The organism is Pedobacter miscanthi (assembly GCF_032678605.1).
GTDB lineage: Bacteria > Bacteroidota > Bacteroidia > Sphingobacteriales > Sphingobacteriaceae > Pedobacter > Pedobacter miscanthi_A.
Genome location: NZ_JAVTSU010000031.1, coordinates 22,444 through 44,266 on the forward strand (window position 1 = coordinate 22,444; position 21,823 = coordinate 44,266).

At 40.4% G+C, this 21,823-nt stretch carries 17 protein-coding genes and 1 pseudogene; 3 read left to right on the forward strand and 15 right to left on the reverse strand.

The window, feature by feature from the left end:
• Positions 1 to 15: 15 nt before the first annotated feature.
• The 13 genes and pseudogenes from R2R28_RS27610 to R2R28_RS27670 form a co-directional block, all read right to left on the reverse strand.
• Positions 16 to 930 (reverse strand): AraC family transcriptional regulator, encoded by a 915-nt coding sequence (locus R2R28_RS27610; protein WP_316828893.1) that lies wholly within the window; start codon positions 928 to 930, stop codon positions 16 to 18.
• Positions 931 to 982: 52 nt separating this feature from the next.
• The gene (locus R2R28_RS27615; protein WP_316828894.1) at positions 983 to 1,705 is read right to left on the reverse strand and encodes an SDR family oxidoreductase; all 723 of its coding nucleotides are present in this window, start codon (positions 1,703 to 1,705) and stop codon (positions 983 to 985) included.
• An 843-nt stretch (positions 1,706 to 2,548) separates the two neighbouring features.
• Positions 2,549 to 3,901, reverse strand: coding sequence for an alkaline phosphatase family protein (locus R2R28_RS27620; RefSeq protein WP_316828895.1), 1,353 nt, complete (start codon positions 3,899 to 3,901; stop codon positions 2,549 to 2,551).
• Positions 3,902 to 3,905: 4 nt separating this feature from the next.
• Complete coding sequence (eboE, locus tag R2R28_RS27625; protein ID WP_316828896.1) at positions 3,906 to 5,078, reverse strand: metabolite traffic protein EboE; 1,173 nt, start codon at positions 5,076 to 5,078, stop codon at positions 3,906 to 3,908.
• Between the two features lie 3 nt (positions 5,079 to 5,081).
• Positions 5,082 to 6,248 (reverse strand): annotated as a pseudogene (locus R2R28_RS27630) (3-dehydroquinate synthase); the annotation flags it as partial.
• A 19-nt stretch (positions 6,249 to 6,267) separates the two neighbouring features.
• Entirely contained in the window at positions 6,268 to 7,152 is an 885-nt protein-coding gene (gene eboC / locus R2R28_RS27635) for a UbiA-like protein EboC (RefSeq protein WP_316828897.1), read from the reverse strand.
• 6 nt (positions 7,153 to 7,158) lie between these two features.
• Positions 7,159 to 8,139: a TatD family hydrolase gene (locus R2R28_RS27640; protein ID WP_316828898.1), complete on the reverse strand. Its 981-nt coding sequence runs from the start codon at positions 8,137 to 8,139 to the stop codon at positions 7,159 to 7,161.
• A 24-nt stretch (positions 8,140 to 8,163) separates the two neighbouring features.
• Positions 8,164 to 9,006, reverse strand: a complete 843-nt coding sequence (locus tag R2R28_RS27645) for an EboA domain-containing protein (protein ID WP_316828899.1) — start codon at positions 9,004 to 9,006, stop codon at positions 8,164 to 8,166.
• 36 nt (positions 9,007 to 9,042) lie between these two features.
• A complete protein-coding gene (locus R2R28_RS27650) occupies positions 9,043 to 9,423 on the reverse strand; it encodes a transmembrane 220 family protein (RefSeq protein ID WP_316828900.1) in 381 nt (126 codons plus the stop codon).
• 252 nt (positions 9,424 to 9,675) lie between these two features.
• Positions 9,676 to 11,334, reverse strand: coding sequence for a hypothetical protein (locus tag R2R28_RS27655; RefSeq protein WP_316828902.1), 1,659 nt, complete (start codon positions 11,332 to 11,334; stop codon positions 9,676 to 9,678).
• Between the two features lie 4 nt (positions 11,335 to 11,338).
• A complete protein-coding gene (locus R2R28_RS27660) occupies positions 11,339 to 14,644 on the reverse strand; it encodes a WGR domain-containing protein (protein ID WP_316828903.1) in 3,306 nt (1,101 codons plus the stop codon).
• A gap of 12 nt (positions 14,645 to 14,656) precedes the next feature.
• The gene (locus R2R28_RS27665; RefSeq protein ID WP_316828904.1) at positions 14,657 to 16,183 is read right to left on the reverse strand and encodes a retron St85 family RNA-directed DNA polymerase; all 1,527 of its coding nucleotides are present in this window, start codon (positions 16,181 to 16,183) and stop codon (positions 14,657 to 14,659) included.
• A gap of 427 nt (positions 16,184 to 16,610) precedes the next feature.
• On the reverse strand, positions 16,611 to 17,477 hold the full coding sequence (locus R2R28_RS27670) for a LysR family transcriptional regulator (RefSeq protein WP_316828905.1): 867 nt from the start codon (positions 17,475 to 17,477) through the stop codon (positions 16,611 to 16,613).
• A 72-nt stretch (positions 17,478 to 17,549) separates the two neighbouring features.
• Here R2R28_RS27670 and R2R28_RS27675 point away from each other — a divergent pair, with 72 nt between their 5' ends.
• Genes R2R28_RS27675 through R2R28_RS27685 form a run of 3 tightly spaced genes read left to right on the forward strand, consistent with a single transcriptional unit; the run spans position 17,550 to position 20,230 of the window.
• Entirely contained in the window at positions 17,550 to 18,092 is a 543-nt protein-coding gene (locus tag R2R28_RS27675) for a GNAT family N-acetyltransferase (protein WP_316828906.1), read from the forward strand.
• Positions 18,092 to 18,994: a DMT family transporter gene (locus R2R28_RS27680; RefSeq protein WP_316828907.1), complete on the forward strand. Its 903-nt coding sequence runs from the start codon at positions 18,092 to 18,094 to the stop codon at positions 18,992 to 18,994. The genes R2R28_RS27675 and R2R28_RS27680 overlap by 1 nt, the downstream gene beginning before the upstream one ends.
• 42 nt (positions 18,995 to 19,036) lie before the next feature.
• Positions 19,037 to 20,230: a winged helix-turn-helix domain-containing protein gene (locus R2R28_RS27685; RefSeq protein ID WP_316828908.1), complete on the forward strand. Its 1,194-nt coding sequence runs from the start codon at positions 19,037 to 19,039 to the stop codon at positions 20,228 to 20,230.
• A 99-nt stretch (positions 20,231 to 20,329) separates the two neighbouring features.
• On the opposite strand, the gene R2R28_RS27690 is transcribed toward R2R28_RS27685, so the two are convergent.
• Positions 20,330 to 20,737, reverse strand: a complete 408-nt coding sequence (locus R2R28_RS27690; RefSeq protein ID WP_316828909.1) for a DoxX family membrane protein — start codon at positions 20,735 to 20,737, stop codon at positions 20,330 to 20,332.
• 112 nt (positions 20,738 to 20,849) lie between these two features.
• The gene (locus R2R28_RS27695) at positions 20,850 to 21,806 is read right to left on the reverse strand and encodes a polysaccharide deacetylase family protein (RefSeq protein WP_316828910.1); all 957 of its coding nucleotides are present in this window, start codon (positions 21,804 to 21,806) and stop codon (positions 20,850 to 20,852) included.
• Positions 21,807 to 21,823 lie beyond the last annotated feature (17 nt).

Genomic DNA, 21,823 nt, shown 5'->3' on the forward strand with positions numbered 1-21,823 from the left:
TGTAAGTTTCCGAAATCAATTAAAGGATTGGCGGAAAGCAATTGGAGAAAGATTTGTTTTTGATTTAAACAATTTACTGAAGGATTGAGGGTGCCCGAACCCCAATTGATAGGCAATTTCGCTAATGGTAAGTGTTGTTGTGGAGAGTTTTTCTTTAGCCCTTTCAATCAGTTTATCATGAATATGTTGCTGGGTACCCTGCCCGGTGGTTACTTTCAATAAACTACTTAAATAATCAGGCGAGAGGTTTAATTCAGCCGCAAGATCATTTACGGTGGGCAAACCATTATCTACGGCATTTCCATCAAAATAACGATCGAGGAAACTTTCTACCTGGTCTAAAACCTGGTGATTGGTAATCCTGCGGGTAATAAACTGGCGGTGGTAAAAACGTTCGGCATAATTAAGTAGCACTTCTATCTGAGAAATAATAATCTGTTGACTAAAAGCATCAATATTGGCCTGGTATTCCTGTTGGATATGCTGTATAATAGCCGACATGGTGTTCTCTTCCTTTTCGGAAAGAAACAAAGCTTCGTGAACTGAATAACTAAAATAAGCGTATTTTTTGATGGTGTTGGCTAAAGAGAAATTCCATAGAAAGTCAGGGTGAACAAGCAACATCCAACCTGATTTATCGGGCGAATCATCTGTTACTTCGATCCTAAAAACCTGTCCGGGAGCAATAAAGAATAAAGTGCCCTCATCGAAATCGTATTCCTGCTGCCCATACTTAAACCTGCCGCTCATATTCTTTTTCAGCGCAATGAAATAGAAATCGAATACCCAGCTGATGGTATTAATGGTAGGAGAATGTTTCATCTCGCTATAATCTATCAGACTGATAAGGGGATGTTCCGGCTTGGACAGTCCCCTCACCCGATGAAACTCACTGATGCTTTTGATCCGTTGAACCTGTTGATTGGCCATTAATTTAGATATTTATGATACATAACTAAGAAAAAAACCTGAAATGGTAAAATTACCATGGGATTTCGCCATCCTCTTTGAAGAATTTACCCGTTGTGCCGGGAAGCGGTTGGTTAACAAGACTTACAATGACTTTCGCTCCCTGCTCTACCGTTTTTACTCCCTGAAAATTATTCAGATCGGTAGCAGTATAGCCAGGAGTAACACTATTTACGCGGAAGTTTGTATCGCTTAACTCGTTTGCCAGCATTACCGTGAAAGCATTAAGTGCAGTTTTTGATGAGCCATAAGCATGGTAATTATCCCAATTGGTGTTTCTTCGAGTGGAGGTGTGCATGGTTAAAGAACCTACTTCGCTCGAAACGTTAATTATTGATGGCGTTTCAGCCTTACGGAGCAAGGGTAAAAACTGCTGGGTGGTTTGGATTACGCCAAAATAATTGGTTTCGAAAATTTCGCGAAGGTTCGCCATGTCACAGCTCGAAATATTTTGTGGCTGATTGCCGGGAATGCCTGCATTGTTGATCAGTATATCCAGCGCCGGCAACGTATTTTCCAAAAATACTTTTGCCTTATTGATGGAGTTTAGATCTGTAACATCAAGTTCAATTGATGCTACATTTGTTAAACCCGCTGCCTTTAACTGTGCCTCTGCTTCTTTGCCATTGTTCTCGTTCCTGCTTCCCAGGTAAACAAAATAGCCTTGTTCCAATAGCTGTTTTGCTGTTTCGAAGCCTATGCCTTTATTGGCCCCGGTAATTAAAACTGTTTTCATTTCTGAATAATTAATTTCGGTTGGTGAGATACCAACCGATAGGTTTTGTACTCATTTTTATCATTACAAATATCCTGTTTCCAGAAATGATAATTGTAGGCTAATCCGGTAGATTTGTTGCCAAATCCGGCCCCTTCTGCGCTGTCATCCTGAGGGATAATTTATGGTATAAAAATCAATATTAGTGACGTTGTCCATCCGCACAGTCTTTCCTCGGCTCGCCGCCGATGGGCTCTTTCTTTTTGCTGCCAAAAAGAAACAAAAACCACCGGCTGAAAATTTTTCTTTCGAAGCCAGTGGTATGGCTAGAACAGTGGGGCCCGAAAAATTTGTTAGGCCGGATTTACGTAAAACGGGGATATAGTGCTGCGGCCTAGCTGGCTGGAAATGCATATTTCACATAAAACGCTTATTTCTAATCTATTACAAAATAACGTCAATGGTAGCGCAGCGAAGGATCCCTGCGTGTTTAGTACTTCCTTTATTTACTCATTTGGCCTTTTGTTTTAGTCCCGCACACCTCCTTGCCCCGGCTCAACGCCGGCGAAGGGCTCTTTCTCTATCCTTGATGATAAAGAAACAAACAATCAAGGCTTGGATATCATGGAGCCGGGGGATTTATCACATTATTTCAACGCAATAAATCAATCACTACAGGGCTGGCTCAAAGGAAACCGAAACAATTTCTTTCGTAAATTTCCAAGGTGCAAATCTATTGATTTGTCATCCTGAACGCAGCGAAGGATCTCTAACCGACGAAGCATAGAACCCAAATAAATATGTGTGCTTATTTTAGAATATGCAAGTAAGAAAAAGATTCTTCACTGCGTTCAGAATGACAAACTAAATGACCGTTAAACTCTCCCAAATCACCTCATAAATATCTGGTGCATGCAAAGTTTTACCTATAGGTTTTGAAGTAACCAAAACAGGTTTATATTCATCTGTTACATTGGTGCGGCCGTGCGATCCTTTAACCAGTGTAGCATCCAATGGAATTACGTCCATTACATAACGGAAACCTGCTTTTTTCCTCAGTAATTTATAACCTGCTCTCAATTTAGAAGTCATAAACATTTCTACCGGATCGTAGCCGGGTTTTTTATGAATATCGACCACCCTGGCGTAATCGGGTGCTTTGGCATCATCAAGCCAGAAATAATAAGTAAACCAGCTGTTTTCTTTGGCTACCAGTACCAAATCGCCAGAACGTTCGTGCTTGATGTGGTATTTTTTCTGTTCTTCTTTATCTAAAACCAACTCGATACCGGCAGCATTTTTCAATAAAGCCTTTACCTGTTCGGTTACACTTTTATCGTTGATATACACATGTGCAATTTGGTGGTCGGCCACTACAAACGCTTTTGATGCGCCCGGATCCAACAATTCCAATCCCCTTTCTTCGCGGATCTGGATCAATCCATTTTCCCTGAACAAACGGTTTAAATGTACCGGATTATTTACGGGTGCAATGCCATATTCGGAAAGTAAAATGATGCGTGCCCCCTTTTCTTCATAAAAACGCACCAGTTCTGATACTACCTGATCAATTTCCTGTAATTCGGTTTTGATCTGTTCTACATCTGGTCCGAATTTTTGCAGACAATAATCTAAATGAGGCAAATAAATTAAAGTAAGCGTAGGATTATGGAGTTTTTCGGTTTCCATCGCCGCATCGGCAATCCACCTGGTTGATTTAATATTAGCGCCTGGTCCCCAGAACTGGAATAAGGGGAATTGACCCAATTTATCCTGCAGGTAATCGCGCAGTTCTGCTGGTTGCGAATAACAATCGGGCAGTTTACGGCCATCAGCCAGGTAATTCGGCCGTGGGGTTACCGAAAAATCAGCTGTAGAATACATATTGTACCACCAGAACATATTGGCACAGGTAAAATTCGGATCTTCTTTTTTAGCCTGATCCCATATTTTTTCGGCATTAACCAGTTTGTTAGACTGTTTCCAGAATTTGATTTCAGCATCGGCATGATCGTACCAGCCATTACCCACAATACCTGTTTCGGAAGGAAATTTCCCTGTAAGGTAGCTCGACTGTACCGAAGTGGTAACTGCCGGCAGCAAAGGCTCAATGGTAGTAAAATAATTTTCTGAAATATATTTCCGGATAAAAGGCGTATGCGCTCCAATTACGGATGAAGATAGGCCAACTATGTCGATAACAACGGTTTTATGCATGATTTTATTCTTCTAATAATGTTTTCACCCAAGCCATTTCCCTAATGATAGAATCGTTTAAAGGCGCTTTTAATGCTGCTGGCAAAACTTCCCAGGTATAGGTTTCTACTTCGAGATGGGCAGTAAAGGGATTGCTTTTTTGCAGGTTTAATACTTCTGTAATATCGCTTTGCGTGGATTGGATCAGCCCCATATCTTCTACAAAAATAGGCACGTGGAAATGCGCCCGCCACTCTTCTACCTCCAGGTGATCTCCTTCTGCCAATGCATTGGCAAGATCGGGATAGTGGAGCAAAGTTCCGTCGTTTTTGCGGGCAATTACCTGGTGCAGGTAAGTTGGTTCATCAAAACGGCCCAACTGATCCAATACCGCTGTTCTTTCGGATGCTAAAACCGGTAATTTTGCCTTCAACGCCGCACTGATCTGGATTTTACCAATTTTGATGCCTTTATCCTTCAATTCGCTGATAATGGTGGTATGCGGTTCGTAACCGATGGCAAAATGACAAACATCGTAACATAAACGGATGTGGTTTTTGATCATGTTTTCATCCTTTCCGGCAGGCAAAAGCACGTTTTCGTACCAATTGATAAATTCAGGTCCGGATTCAAGAAAGCCATCGGGTTCGGGTTCGATATCCAAATGGATCAGCTTACCTGTTTGTTCTTTTATCTGGTGCAGGCCTTCGGCAACTTTTATAATATTAGCGGTTGCTGTAATCGTGGCATTTTTTCTAGCCTCTGTATCTGTAAACCATGGTTTGTAGCTTAATGGCGAGGTAGAAATGCCTCCGTCCATATTTTCAGGTAGCAGTTGAGAAAGGATTTCAGCCAAACGGAGGGTATAATTTACCCTATCGGCTGTGGTCCAATCGGGTGCATGTACCTGATCTTTAACCCTGGTATGATGGAAACCACCGTACGGAAAACCGTTCATGGTAAACACATATCCACCTTCATTTTCGAGCCACTGTTTAAAAACGCCTAGGTTGTTTTCCTTAAAAAGTTCAATACTGGCGAGGTTAGAAAGGCGTAAACCAATCCCCATGGGCGAATCAGGAGATAATTCTGCTTTTAATACAGGAAAACTAGCCTTCAATACTGCAAAATGGGCTTCCCAATTCTCTCCTGCATAAATATTGGTACAGAAAGTTAAATGTCCGGAATTTAGTTTCATCGCTTAATGTTGAATAGTGGCGGTTTGATTATTTAAAATTCCGGCTGCCTGTTTTAAAATTTCAGCATCGATTTCGTGCACTTCCTCACCACTACCAATACCGGTAAGCAAAGTAATGGTCAATTCGCCACCAAGGTGTTCGCGGAATTCTTCCAACCCCTGTAAAATCGGACTATTGCCTTCGGTAACCTGTAATAATGGGTGTGTTAACTCAAAACCAAGTTGCTGGATCAGGTTAATTATCCTTTGCGCCTCATTGGCTGTAATTCTTCCCGATAAATTTGAATATACGCTATCCAGGGCAATACCCATCGCTACTGCTTCGCCATGCCTTACTTCAAAATTGGTGAGGTATTCGAGCTTATGGGCGCTCCAATGGCCGAAATCCAATGGCCTGGCCGAACCGTTTTCGAAAGGATCGGCACTGCGGATATGTTCCATGTGTAGTTTGGCGCATTTCCAGATCTGGTAATTCATCGCTGCTCTATCGCGTGCAGCAAGCGCTGTTGCATTGGTTTCCAGCCATTCGAAAAATTCAGCATCTCTAATCAGTGCCACCTTAATGGCTTCGGCAATGCCCGAACGCCAATCGCGGTCAGAAAGGGTACTTAAAAAAAGTTCATCATTAAAAACAGCAACGGGTGGTGAAAAAGTACCCAGAAAATTCTTTTTATTAAAATAGTTGATCCCGTTTTTTACCCCAACACCCGAATCGTTCTGCGAAAGTACGGTGCTCGGAATCCTGATGTGTTTAATACCCCTGTGTGCAACAGTTGCGGCATAACCCACCATATCGAGCACGGCACCACCTCCAATTGCAGCAACAAAAGAATGCCTGTCGATACCATGAATGTTGATGGCACTTAACACCTGATCGAAATAACCGGTATCATTTTTCACCACTTCTCCTCCGGGAATAATTAAAATATCATGAACCAGTTGTGTTTTATTGTATTTAGAGAAATAAGACTTAATGTCTGCAACAAGTTCACGATGTGCATTGGCTACGCCTTCATCAATTACAAATAAAATCTTTTTTACGGTAACCGCGGGATTAAGGTTAAGCAAAAAATTGTTCAGCAATTCGTTTTGTGGTGAAAACAGTGCTGAAGTGAAGAAAACGTTATAGTTATATTGTACGGTGAACGATTGATGTAAATGTTCCATATGATTGGATAATGTGTGTTGTTTAGGTAACGGCGAATAATTTAGAGAGCCATAAGGATAAAGGCAATAAAGCGGCGATTACAAAAGCCAGGATCAGTGCATCGAAAGTTACGGCCCAGGCCGCATCCATCAAAATTAAGGAGACAACACCAGCTTTAACCGCAGCGCCGATATTTTTACCAATAGGCTGATCAATCGCCTTTAAAAGCGGTTTGAAAATCATAAAGGTAAAAGGAACCAGAAACAGTAGCGACCATAATAAACGGTGGTTTACGAAAGCAAAATAGGCAATCGCAAAGATGACAATGGCGTATAAAAAAGCGGCAATGTATAAATTTTTGGTATTACCGCCATGCACTTCTCCACGGCTCGTCGTGGTGATGGAAAAAATATACACCACCGGAATAATGGCCAGGAAATAATGGCTGCAAAGCATTTCGGGTACGATACTTAAACCAAGCAGCAGATTAAAGCCACGGCATAAACCCATATTTAATGGCCCGAAAAATGAATGATGCTTGCCAAATTTATTATAGAGCAAAGCAAAAACGGCAACTAAAAGCGCCAGAATACCTGATGTTAAACTATTTAAAGCTGCTAATACAATGCCGGCAGAGAGTAAAAGGGTACCAAAAATGGCTGCATTTTGCAAACTGATCAATCCGCTTGGTATGGCGCGCTCGGGGCGCTCTATTTTATCGAGTTCGGCATCAAATACATCGTTAAAAACAATGCCGCCACCATATAAACAGGCTGTTGATGCGGCTAAAAGCAAAATCGAAAGCCATGGAATGGAAAATCCGCTACTTAAAACACCAGAAATGGCAATACCCGCTAAAATATCGGCTACAGAGGTAACAATATTGGCAGGGCGCATCATGCGCAGGTAAACAATTAATTTTTTCAATATAATTTAGCTGATGATGATCGAAGATTTATCGGGCCTGGGTTGTTGTCCGCCACGCAGAATGGTATTGCCTTCAAATTTCTCTGTAAGGTCTGCCTGTGCATTAAAATCGGCTTCATCAATTTGTCCGCTTTGAGCAAAGGCTGTAATGGCATTGCGGTAAGTAACCAGTTCAATATCCTGATCGCTTAAACCACGCATTTTCATTAAAGCAGCAGTTTTTGGCACGGCTAGTGGATCGCTGATTCCCCAATCGGCAGCCGAATTTACCATAATGCGTTCTGCGCCATACTGTTTTACAATGTCGACCATACGCTCGTTACCCATTTTGGTAAAAGGATAAATGGTAAAGGCCGCGAAAAAGCCACGGTCTAATACCTCTTTTACAGTTTCTTCATTGTTATGGTCTATAATTACGCTATAAGGATCAAGTCCATGCTCTAAGGCAATATCCATACTCCGCTGGGTGCCTTTTTTCTTATCGCGGTGTGGCGTATGCACCTGTACGGGTAAACCAGCTTCTTTAGCCAGTTCGAGCTGTAACCTGTAATATTTTTCTTCAGCAGCAGTCTGGTCGTCGAAACCAATTTCGCCGATCCCTACCACACCTTCTTTATAAATAAACAGCGGCAGGATTTCCATTACCTGCTCAGCTAAACTTTCGTTATTGGCTTCTCTTGAATTAAGACCGATGGTACAATAATGTTTAATACCGAACTGAGAAGAACGGAAACGCTCCCAACCAATCAGGCTGCTATAATAATCCCTGAAACTATCCAGGCCCGTACGCGGTTGCCCTAACCAAAATGCAGGCTCGATAAGTGCCACAACACCCGCATCGGCCATGGCCTGATAATCATCCGTGGTTCTCGAAGTCATGTGAACATGTGGATCGAAGAATTTCATTCCTTTTACGGTACTGATATCGAAAGCTTCGGGCTCCCCCATTAATGCTTTATCTCTTTCAATTGAACTGCTACAGCACATATCTTTATTTTGAATTTTTAATCGTTAAAATAAATTCCAGTTTAAACTTCCTTCAGCCAGTGCCAACTTCAGTTCTGGAAAAGTATTAATATAATCCTTTGCGGCCTGATCATTTGATTGATCAACTGCAAGGGCAATGGCACGTTGTTCTGTCTGGTCGTAATGCTGTAAACCAATTTTCAGGTCTTCAAAAATTTCGGCATTAATAAATTTACCCACCAGGCGCCACAACTGTGGGTTTACCTGCCGGCCAGCAGCCCAGCGTTCTTTGGCATAATCTACAAGTGTTAAAGCAAGCTGAAGATTAGCACGTTCATCTAAACCGATGATCAGTTTAATGTTTTTTTCGGTGAAAAATGCTTTTAATACAAGTTGATTCCAGGCTGCTTCATCAAGGTTTGCCGCAGGATATGGATTGTTTTCCATAATGGCTTCTAAAACGGAACCAATGTTGCTCCTGATCCCTTCGGCACAGCGTTTCATCCAAATTTCGGGATGGGCCAAAAATGGCAATGCCGAATATAAAGCCACAGCTTCGTTAACCTCTGCCGACAGGAATAAACGTTCGATTGTTGTATATAATAAATCTTTGCCGGCTGTATTTAGATTGGCCAATAACCATACACGGCTAAGTCTATCGATGGTCCAGTGATGGATATAGCCAAAGCCTGCTGTATCGAGTGCTTTTTGCTGGTCTTCGTTAATTGCAACCTGCAATTTGCCGGTTTTACGTGGCAGCATCACAAATACTTTGGCTAACTGCGCCGATTGATCTGACGATTGTATAAAATCCTCCAGCCAATTTTCGGCCTCTAAACTTATATTGTTTTTAACAACAGACCATATTATTTCTTTTACCGCCTTCATATTATAACCGCTCATAAATAAAATTACCGAAGGCTTTTATGCAGTAATACCCGCAGAAACAAAATAGTTGATTAACAGTGCGCCTGCAATAATTAACAAGCCAAAAAACTCACGCGTTTGCTCAATGTAAGGCTTGGTGGCCTGCATACTCTGCACTAAACTTTCGCGCCGGTATTTGGTAATCCAATCGCGAACACCATCTTTTGCAAAGAAAAGAATAATGGCGTAAATGAGGTAGAAAGCAATTAAAACCAGGTAAACGATAGGATAAAATTTACCGGCAGCAGCCAATCCACAAGATATTGCGGCACTTAAATAGATGGATACCCATAGAAAAGCATCGTTGTCGTTTAGGTTAACATAAGCAAAGCCCAAAAACGAGATGCAGAAAATAATGTTAAGAATAATTAAAGGCATTTTAAATTATTTGGTTTAAAACAAGCTAAATCGATTTCCCGACTCAATCACTGAAAAACAAAGTTATTTAAACTGCTCACTTTTTTTGCACTAAAATTGTAAATTATATACTGCAACAAAATATTTTTTTGATTAAAGAAATAGCCCATCAGAGCTGAAGCCATTCTAAATTATTTTTCAGGCTCATTTCGGTCAAAGCCTACAACTTTAATCAATTAGTTGAGCAAAACAAGAGATAAACATGATGACCAATCAATTAAAAACAGGCTGAACAATACCGGCCTGCAATTTCATCCGGCTTGCCAAAATATGTTCGCAAGGCCCTTTTTTCAATTTATTGATCTGATAAAAGGAACAATCACATATACCATCAATTAAGCGCTGATCTTTATCAATTGCGGCAAAAGTGCTAAAGGTTTCGCTTTTCCCTTTTACCTTTCCTTTTATCTCGAGGATATCGCTGTGTATCCGGGTTTCGATTTTCACCCTGTCGTGAGTTAGAAAATCATGGGCAAGCCTTTCCTGTTCACTACTGAAACGTAGCGCGTTAAAGTCTAAAGGTTCCCCGCTAAGCTCCCGCACACGGTAAACTCCCTGCTTCAAATCATAAACTACTCTACCTGCCTGCGTATAAGCAGTAAGTGCAGTTGAAACAATGGCACTGGTTAAATTTAATTTCTTTGCAAGATCATCGGCAGAACTAAACCAGGTATCTTTAAGTGCGCCAAAAACCTGCTGTTTGGTAACTAGGTCTACCGGTCCGCGGGGTGCCATCAGATCAAAATTTCCGGCCCTGCTCCAATCATTATTTGTCCAGCCTGATAAGCCCAGCGTAAAAGTCATATCTCCGAGGTCGGCCATAAAAAAAGATGGCAAACCCGATCCCAACAACACTACCTTGAAACTTTTAGCAATAGGAATCAACCGTTCCAGGATCATTAACCTGCGCCTTCCCCAAATTCTGATGGTTTTCTCTTCAGATCCGGTATAAATTGAACGGCTAAAGGTTAAAGTTTCGTACCATGGTTCAATTACAAGTCGCACAGCTTTTCCGGGTTCGAGAATAAAACGCAGGGCACGGGGTCCGTTATTTTCTTTAAACCGCCGTAAATATTGGCACAAGCTAAAAATATCCATCGGGTGCAGTTCGAAAACCGTTGCAGGCAAAGTCATTGCGGCGCTTACCTGCAAAAAGCCCCTCACCCAGGAGTCGGGCAGATCTATTTTAACTTCCTTATAAAGTTCTTCACCCGATGTTTTAGATTCAAATCCGGATGGATCGATTTTGAAAGAAGTATCTTTATATCCCCTTATTTTTTGAAATTCGCCATAAAGTGCAGCAGAATAATCAATATTCGTGGTGCCACATTTAAACTCATTAATCTCTGTAAATACATTGTAATTACAACTGAGTTTACCATAAGAAGACTCATCCTGACTAAAACACTCAAAAAACAACTCATCGGGATGAACCGTAATTACCGGATCGAGTACAATCCACGCATCTCTGTCATTTTTATACAGGTAATCAAAATAATTGCTTTTGGCACGGTTAAAAGGTCCTAAAAAGCGGTTTTTCTCCTGATAAATCTGTTTTAGTTCGTTACGCACCTCCTCTATCCTTGCTTTTACCTCCCCGATCTGAAAACCGGCCATGTATTCGCCAAGCCAAATTTTTTCCTGTTCGGCAGCCCATACTTTATATTCGGTCTTATCTTTCGGTTTAAACCGCAGATCTGAAACCACAACATCATGAAGTGCAGATATGGCTTCGCGAAAAGCTATTTTCCTATTTAATTTGCCGACAAAAAAAGTTGGATCGCGCAATGCATCCGGCGCAAAACTCATTGCAGTTCCATTTGCATCATTACTAACCGACGTGTTTCCGCTGTATTTATAATTGAATAACATGTCTTTAATTTTTAATCATAAGTTGCATATCCAGCTCAGGATAATGTTTTTTAATCCCGGTTAGGATATCGATGCAGCTTGCTTTATCCTGCACGGTAGATTGGGCTGAAACATCATCCAAAATGCTTACTGCCCAAATGGCGGTTTCAACATTTTTTAACGATTCGTGGTGCAAAAAGCTAAATATCCTGTTTTTGGCAACCCGCCCCTTATTTACCCGGGTAAGTGCCGAACGGAAGTAAAAAGTTAACTCTTTTAACAAACCAGGGTTGTCTTTTGCATAAAGCGAAAGATAATTGCTTACAAAGGCCTGTACGTTTATACTTGGGTGTTCGCTTAACCTGGTGAGATAATCTACAGCATGTTCGGCATTAAAATATAGGGTAATCATTTCCTTTCCAAAGCTTTCCACATCAGGTTTAATCGAATCTACAATACCGATTAGTGTATCCGGATCCCAATCGGTTACGGTAAACTTTGTTTTAAAATAGTGAAAGGCAAAGGCCCTGGTATCGTCCCATTTGGCATCAAGTAAGTAGAGCGATTGATTTTTTTCTTTACGGATACGGTCAACATTTTGGTTAAAATAGTTCCAGCTCCATTGACGTACGGCGAGGATTTCATGACTTCCAAAAGAAATAATCTGTTTTAATGAGAAATTTTCGGTTCCATGACGGGCCCTTAAAATCTCGTATGCAGCTAAATGGCTTATCCGATATTGGGCATGCATCAATTTTGTAATATCTTTTGGCTGTAGCCCGCTATTCCAATAAGGTTTTAGTTCCTGCAGTAAAAATTGACTGATGCGTGCATGTGCCCCTTCAAATTTTTCCTTTCTCATTAATGCATAGGCAAAATAAGGGATAATGGTATTTCCCTCTTCCGGATAGCTGGCAATAAGCTTTTGAAGCAAAACCAATATTGCGAGCGAAACCTCATCAAAATCGCTATCGATGAGATGAAGCAAAAGTTTAATGTTTTTTACAACAAAAGCATCAGGGTATTGATTTAAGAGTGCGATGCCATTTTGCCTTACTTCAGGCAGTTCGTCAATCAGGAAAAGTTCGGTTAGAGAAAACGGAATGGCCGTTGGCTCGGTGTTTTTAGATCGGATGAGCAGAATTTTGCCCGCCAGTATTTTATTGGCATTTAATGCAGACGAAATTAACTGTTCAACAACTTCCCAGCTGATTTTTTCCATATACGCCCCGGCAATAACCATCAATCTGGAGATAGCTGTTTTTGCTTTATTATTATTGATATCGGTATTTTCAAACTGCAGCATTTCGGCAATCGTTTTACCTAAAATGGCCTGCACCCTTTCTTCAGCAAATGCATGGTTTTGTAATGATTCATTAATCCAGGTATTGCTTTCGGGATGTGAATTGAAGATAATTGGTAATATAAATTCAATATCATTAAAATATAAGCCTATATTTTCATCTACCTTTTTCTGTGCCCACTGTCGTGCATCCCCGTTATTACAATCCAGCACCCGGGCAACAAACCCGATTTGTCCGGCCCATTCACTTTCCCTCGTTCTGAGTGTTTCAAAACCAAATCTGCCGGGCAATTCGAAATCACTATCGAGCAGTTGTAAAACTGCACGCTGATCGAACCGGTTAACAATTTCTTCAAACCTGGGGTGCAATTTAAGCCGTTCGTAGGCAAAAAGATGTATCCTGTTCATCTGTGCCTGCATCAATAACTGCACATAGGCCTCGGGCATGGTATCCCAATATGCGGGGTAAAGTTCAAACCTCGGTTCCTCTACAACAGGTTCAGGTTTTTCAATTGCGGAAGCAACGGCTTTAGGCGCTTCATGGGGCAAATCGACACTTTTCTTCCCGAAAAGGCTTTTAAAGATATTTTTGGCCGTATCAATTATCGAAACACTTCCTGCTGGATATTGAGGTGCCTGGCTTTGATTTTCCGAATAATAATAACTGCTGCTTATTACCATTCTGCTACCGGTTATAAATTTTAAATTAGGCTGTAATTTCCGCGACGGATCGTTGCCGAATAAAATGGTCGACAATAACAGTGATGCTGAACATTCGGGGTATTTTAACAGTAAGTATGAATAACGCTTGGTTTTATAATCGTATTTACCGTAAGTATTGAAAGGTTTTTCTTCTGCTGCCGAATAATCTTTTTCGCGGTATTGGAGCAATGTATTTACCGCTAGTTTCAGATAGGTTCCGGCATTTGCAGATGCACCGGCATTTTTAATAAATTCGACTGCATTTTTTTGGAAATAAGCTTTGGTAAATTGCGAAAATGCAAGCTTACTATCTTTACTTTTAAGTTCAGCGCCAACCCTTACCATCTGGTTTATAACCGCAAGATGCTGCCTTTGTCCCGAATCGAGAGCTGTGGTGCGTTTAAACATCGCCTCCTGCTTTTCGAACTGATAAAAAAGCACAGCAAGTACCGATACGTCGTTTCTTAACTGAGCCAGTTTATAAATGGCACGGATATGTTTAAAATAAGGTGGCCTAAATTGCCACGTTTTTAAGATTTCGACTAAAACGGGTAAAAGCTGAGGTTTTATTTTTGCCAAAAGATAGAGCGTAGTGGCAAAGTCTACCTCTTTATCGGCCGTGTACTGCATTAAAACAGTTTTAAGCAGGTTTAAATCATCTGTTTCTATTGCATACCGAACCTCTGCCGGCAATTTTTCGAGCAGCTGTACAAGCAGTGCAGGTTGCTCATCCGCACCTGAAATGGTGAGTAAACCTTCCCAGGCCAGGGTTACAATATGATTTTTTTGTTTGATATTATTGGCCAGCGTAACAAATAAAGGTTTTGCCGTGGTAGCTTCGAGCTTATTCAGTGCCCACAAAGCCGAATAAGTTTGCATGTCATCGCCCCTGGTACCCAATTTTATGATAAAAGGAATGGCTTCTGTAACATTCAATATTCCAGCTTTCCATATTACCCTACTGGTTTTCCATTCAGTTTTAAAACTGTTTCTGCCCACTATAGCATCCTGCAAACGTTGTAAAATGGCACCATTTACCGAACCGGGATCCACGGCATCTAATGATGGAAGCTCCATAAACACTTCTGTTTCGGTCTGATAACCTTTTTTCCGCTTTTCATTTTCGAGTTCGGCAAAAAGTAAATCTGCCTTTTCTTTCGAAATAGCAGCCGGTGTTTTGGTCCCTTCTTTTAAAACACTTCCTCTTCTTCCATACCTGAAATTAACGAGAAATTCGCTGGCCGAAAGCTCGCAAAGATCAATCTCATAAACCTTATCAGATTTCCCCTCTTTAAAAAATAACTTACTTTGTTGAATGAGTTTCATATCGGAAAAGGTTTAAAGGATGTTCCACCAATCGTACTGCTTTGATTCAAGCGGTGTGCTTTCGGGAATTTCAGGTTCAACATCGGTTGATTGCGGTACCGGAATATCAGTTTTTGCAATCACAGCTTCTTCTTTAATTGCCGGATAGCCATATTTTAATATAATCCGATCGAGCTGTAGTTTAAAAGCAGCCCCTTTTTCAGGGTTTACCATTTTTACGAAGTTGATATAACCCTCAATGGCATTGATCAGGTTTTTGGCAATTCCCCATTTCCGGTCTTTCCACCCTTCCGTTTCGATATGGTGCAATAACGCCCTAAATTTACGCAACTGGTTACGCTGTATATTTAGTTTTTTGTTTACCACAATTCCGGTTACCTTTTGCAGATTCCCCTTGCGCATAATATGCGTTTTATCGGGATGAATAGTAAATCCTTCCGTCTCAATTATCTTTTTCAGAAAAAAGAGTAAAGCTGCAATATGTTTCTCATTTCCTTTATCGGTAGAAAAACTCAGATCATCAGCGTATCTGGTATAGTTAAAATTAAATTTATCGGCCAGGCCCTGTATTTTTTTATCCAGTTTATAAGAGATGAGGTTACTTATTGCCGGACTTGCGGGTGAGCCCTGCGGCAAAAACCGGTTGCTTTTCTGTACATAATATGTTACCCCATCCATTTCAACTGTTTCGGTTTCGGCATAGGTACAGATGAGTGCAAATATGGTTGATAACTGTTCCGAATATCCAAATTTATTAAATAGACCTTTTACCCTTTTATAGCTGATGCTTGGAAAAAAATCTTTCAGATCTACATTCACCACAATGTCTTTTTCTATATGGGGCTTTGCATTGCTAATAATAGATCGATCTTTAATAAAACCATGAGCTGTATTATTGATCGGGATGCGATCCAATATATGTTCCAATACCCAATGCTGTAATGCTTTTAAACGCGACTTTGGTGCAGATATCAACCTTTTTCCACCCGATTTTTTGGGGATTTCGAAACTATGATAATGGCTTATTTTTGACACCTTCCGTTGATAAAGCAGATACCTTAAGGCCGCCAGATCTATCCCTACAGCCGCAACCAAATCGGTAACCTGAGCAAAAACAGGCAGATTAAATTTCTGCAGTAAATCCTGATCAGATTGGGTATGGTTTAAACCAGCTGAAACACCATCGCCCAGGTAAATAATTTGCTGCGATTGGACATTTTTCCAGTTTTCAGCTTTATCAATACTTTTTTGCTTATTTCTCTGCTTGGTTTCTGCCCGTTTTTCTTTCGCAAGTTTCATACGGGCTTTCCGCATTTCCTTAAGCATCAGTTCCTGGCTGTTGTATTTTCTATCCTGCGCCAAAAGATTATTCAACTCTTGACTTGCATCAGCTTCTCTTTTGATTAGCACTTCTGACAGACCTGGCATTTCTGATGATTCCCAAAAACCAAGGCGTTGCATTTCCTCCAGGATATAACTGTCTTTAGACGTAGCCCGAATACGGTCGTATATTTGCTGCCGACTGAGTTTTTCTGCCATTTGAAGCTTAATTTTAGAGTAAAAAGCCCTGTCTCTTTTACAAAACAGGGCCTGAATTCAAAATCCTTCGTATTTTCATAGGACTATATCAATCAACTCCAGAGAACACGTACTATACGTACGGTTAAACTCTCGGAGTATGGAACCGAAACCGTACGTATAGTACGTGTTCTCCCCATAAAGATTGCAGGTAGTGCCGAGTGTCAAATATTCTTCATCGATGACGAAACATCATCATTTTCTTGTTCAGAAAAGCAAGGTATTTTTTAAATCCGTTGCCAAGATATAAATAAATATTTCGAATCTAAAACTAAGATCTACGTTATTTTTAAATAAATTTCAAGCGGCTGATCAATATCTACAGAAAGGTTATTTTAATGCTTTTAATTAATAAATCCCAATAAAATTTGTAACGTAAGAGAGGCTTCTAATCCTCAAAAACAAGCTTCAAAATATTGGCAAGCACGGGATTGTGATCATCAGCGCGCCAATTGATCAATAAATCGGTTTTAAAAGGTAGTGGAATAAAGCGCAATCCCGGACTTTGGTGGTGCATATAGGAATCGGGTAAGATGGCAATGCCTAAGCCCTTTCTTACCAGCGCGATAATGGTAGAACCAAATTCTGAATGAAGAAATACATCCGGAACAAAATTATAGGATTTAAAAAGTCCCTGGATAATTTCACTATAACTACTCCCCTCATCTTTTGTGGGCAGGATGAATTTCTGCTGCTTAAGGTTTTCAGTAGACAAATCATCAAAAACCTTAAAAGGATGTTCCAGTGGAACCACTAAAGCCAGGTGATCGGAATATATCTTTTTTGTCCTGATACCCGGTTCGCTATTGATATCACGGGTAATGGCCAGATCGATTTTGTAATTCTTTAAAAAATCCAGTTGATTTTCATATAAAACCTGTACCAGTTTAATCTGGAGCTGTGGAAACGCTTCGGTAATTTTAGCCAGAATATCGGGCATAATCGAGGCCGAAATCGAATCGGGATGTGCAATGGTAATTGTTCCGCGTTCGCCCAAATGAAGCTGTTTTGCAAACTGGTGGATATATTCGAGCTCACTTAATTCTACTTCCCATTTTTCTTTTAAAAATTTTCCTGCAGGGGTAAGTTTTACGTTGCGTTTATTCCGCTCGAAGAGCTGTAGGCCTAACTCACTTTCAAGTGCCTGAATCTGCCGGCTAAGTGCTGATTGTGTGATGTTTACCTTCTCGGCCGTTTTCCAATAATGAAGTTGCTCAGAAAGGGCTAAAAAATACTTGATTCGCTGAAGATCCATTAATGCAAAATACGCATTAATAAATGAAATAATAGCATTTTATAACATTGAAGAAGTCCTTACATTCGTGCCATGGAGCAGATCACAATTGAAAAGGTAACCAGTACAGACATCATAAAATTACAGGAGATTGGGAGAAATACCTTTTTTGAAGCATTTGCAGAGGTAAATACGGAAGAAAACATGAAAGATTACCTGGAGAATAGCTTTTCGGAAGAGAAATTGAAAGCGGAGCTGAACAATAAGAATTCTCAGTTTTATTTTGCCCTGGTAGGTGGAAATGTGGTTGCTTATTTAAAAATCAATGTTGGTGAAGCACAAAATGAAAAAATGGATAATGCACTCGAAATCGAGCGTATTTACGTACTAAAAGCGTTCCATGGCAAAAAGGTGGCACAGGCACTGTACCAAAAAGCAATTGATATTGCCTACCAAATACAGGTCAACAAGGTGTGGCTTGGTGTTTGGGAAGAAAATTCCAGGGCTTTAAGGTTTTATGAGAAAAATGGTTTTACACCATTTGGCAAACATTCGTTCTGGCTTGGAAACGATGAGCAAACCGATCTGTTGATGAAAAAAGCATTGCCTAACATAAACGAATTAAAAGCATCTTAATGGAAAGAAGAAACCTTTTTCTGATTTTATTGATCCTGGGTACAGCTTTCTGGGGAATTTCTTTTTCGGTTACTAAATTAGCCATCGGACAGCATCAACCTGTGCTGTTTTTATTTTATCGTTTCTTTTTGGCCACTATGGTTTTATCGGTAATTTTCTGGAAACATGTAAAAAAACTAAATTATGCCACAATAAAAACCGGGGCCAGCCTGGCCATTCCACTTGTACTGGGCATTTATTTACAAACACTGGGCATTACCCATACTTCCGCATCGCAATGTTCATTTGTGGCGGGAATTACCGTAGTGATGATCCCCGTAATCAAACTCATTATTTACAGAAAATCGGCCCCGCTAAAAATATGGATCGCAGCTTTTACCGCACTAATTGGTTTGTTTGTAATTTCAATAACAGATAACTTTAAAATCGGCACCGGCGATTTATACACCATAGTTGGCGCCTTTTGTTTTGCAATCTATTTAATCCAGATTGAAAAAGAATCGAAGGCCGGAGATATCGTTCCTACCATTGTGCCTATGTTTGCCACCTGCGCCATACTGACTTTTTCGTTAGCGCTCTTCCAAAAAAACGCAACATGGATTCCTCAGGAACATACCTTTTGGGTGGGTATTATTTTCTGCGCACTATTTTCAACCGCCTACATGTACACCATATCCAATATCTCACAGAAATACATCAGTGCAGAAAGGGTATCGATTATCTATCTTTTTGAGCCCATATTTGGTGCTTTTGCAGCTCATTTCATTCTGGGAGAAGAAATTACATCACGGTTGTTAGTTGGTGGCGGATTGATATTTATGGCGACATTGATCTCCGAACTTAAATGGAGAATGCCCAACCCATTCGCAATATCCAGTTTAACAAAAGAAAAAAAGGGTTAAGCTAATTTTTGCAGCACCATAAATGATCAATATATTAGTATCATGGAACCCATCATACTGAGCAGATCACAGGCGCGAAAAATCATTATACACGCAGCGGGACTATCAAAAAAAGCACAGTTCGGCACAGGGATTGATGCCGTTTACGAGGTAATTAAACAGTTGGGTTATGTACAACTGGATACCAATTACGTGGTAGAACGTGCCCACCACCATGCCATGTTTGCCCGCGTACCAGATTATCAAACAGAATGGCTGGCAGAACTTGGCGAACAGGGTGATATTTTCGAATACTTCACTTCTGATGCAGGATTTCTGCCCATGCACGATTTTCGCTTTTCATTACCGGTTAAAAAGGCATTTGAAACAAAGGGTATTGCCTTAACAAAAAGAGAAACAGATTTAATGAATCAAATTTTAGAGCAGGTGGAGCGTGATGGGGCTGTTATGGTAGGAGATTTCGAGAACGACCGCGTAGAGGCCAGTTCGGGATGGTGGGATTGGCGGCCGGCAAAAGTTGCACTCGAAAGACTTTACCTGGAAGGTAAACTGATGATCAGTCGCAACGGCGCTTTTCAGAAAGTTTATCACCTGCCCCTGGATATGGTACCTCAGGATACCGATCAGGCGATACCTACTGATGAAGATTATGCACGTTACGTGATCCGCCGAACCCTTGGAGCGCTGGGAATTTCTTCAGTAAAAGAAATGGCCTGGCGTGCACGTCGTGTGAAAGGAAATCCGGTTAAAAAAGAACTCGAAAAAATGCTTCAGGCCGGCGAAGTATCTACGGTAACTGTAGATGATATAAAAGGTCCTTTATATATGCTTGCCGGCACAGACATTAATATGCGTGTTGAAGAAGAGGTTTTTATCCTGTCACCTTTCGATACGCTGAACGTATTCCGCGCCCGTTTAAAAGATTTCTTCGACTTTGATTACCAGATTGAGTGTTTCGTACCTGCTACAAAGCGAAAATTTGGCTATTTCTCACTTCCGATCCTGTCAGGTGAAAAATTTATAGCAAGAATGGACGCTAAAGCCAACCGCAAGCAAAAAACACTCATTATTCATAACCTCCATTTTGAACCTGTAGAACTTGATGCCAAAACCATTGATAAGTTTGTGGATACATTAAAGGAATTTATCCTATTCAATAAATGCCGGGATATTATCTTTGAAAAATCTAACAATGGTGATTTGCTAACAACTATTAGCAACAATTTTTTACAATAACGCCTGGTTTATTAACCTTGATTCTGATTTTACACTCAATAATGATATTATAATCAACAAAAACGACCAATAACTATCGGAGTGTCGTTTTCTAAGTATTTATACTGATATTTTCGACCCGAAAGCATATCGGTTGTGTTCTGCAAAACATAATAGCACAAAAAGTATAATTGCATAAATAAGTTGTGCTGATACTGCTTCCCAATTTTCGATCAGGCAAGAGCCAAAAATCAGTGTGCAAACCAATATTGCTCCTGAAAGCAAACCGATCCGAATGCGCCATCCGGAAATGATGAGTAAACCAATTAACAATTCGGCAAAGGGCAGTATTGTAGCAAAGGCATAGGTAATCGGTTCTGGCAGCATGGATTTTGCGAAACTACCCACCATCCAATCCCTAAAAACAAATAATTTGGGTATGCGTACCAAACCGTGTCCAAAAAAACTCAATCCTATACTCGCTCTGAGAAATAGGTAAGCAAGTGCTTTATTTTTATCGAAAGTCATATTTTTAGTCAATAAATGTGATTATTATTTAAATTTTCTCTGGTAAATGCATGATCATTTTAGAATAGGATGGCTTCTATTATTTAGTGCGAAACCTATGTGTTGCAAAAAATCAATTATTGTATTTAGCTTCCGAATTATCGATTGGTGTTTCAGGATCATTTTGCACCATTTTGGCAATTTCATCTTTACGCATATATACAACACCACTTTTTTGTTTGGCATATTTTATAAACGCTTCTGCGGCATGTACCATAGCCGGCTGCCCTCCTATCCTATCATGGAAGCTAATACTCATCATTCTGCGTTTTGTTGCACCCTCTGTATATAGTTGGTCAAATTCCATCTTTAACTGGGCTAAAAACTGATCCGGGCTCCAGTGTTTCCCCTCAATATTTACAATATCGTTGTTACGTATGGTATAAGGAATCGTTACAAAATTCTTACCGCGCACTTTAATAATAAAGGGTTCGTCATGGCTGAGATCGTCTATATGGTAGATGTAGCCTAAATCTTGTAATACTTTTAAAGTATTAGGACTACGACGTAACCAATTACAATTGTAACCTACCGCTCTTTGCCCCGTTATGGCTGCTACTGTATCTGTTCCTTTTCTTACAAATTCAAGCTCCTGCTGGTAGGTTTTATCCCATTGGTTACCCCAGGCAAAGCCATGGCCTGCAATTTCGTGCCCTTCTGCCGCAATTGCCTTTGCTACTTCAGTATATTTTATTGCTGCAGCGCCTACCACATGTGATGTAACTTTAATATCGTATTTTTTCCAAAGAGCTAACATTCTATAAATACCTTCTTTAGCACCATACCTGTACCAACTTTCGGCAGGTAAATCGGGATTACCTTTTGGTAGTGCTGGTGTAAATGGACTTTCAGCGCCTTCGGGCTGTCCACCGGTTTCAAACTGCATTGAAATGGAAATAACCAATTGGGCTCCGTTTGGCCAGTGAGTTTTATCTGCTCCTGTTTTTTTTGCTTCTTTATGATTTACTTTATTGCAGGAAGCAACCATTAAACACAAAGCTATTGCCAGTATTGATATTTGTTTTTTCATAATTTTCTGTTTACCTG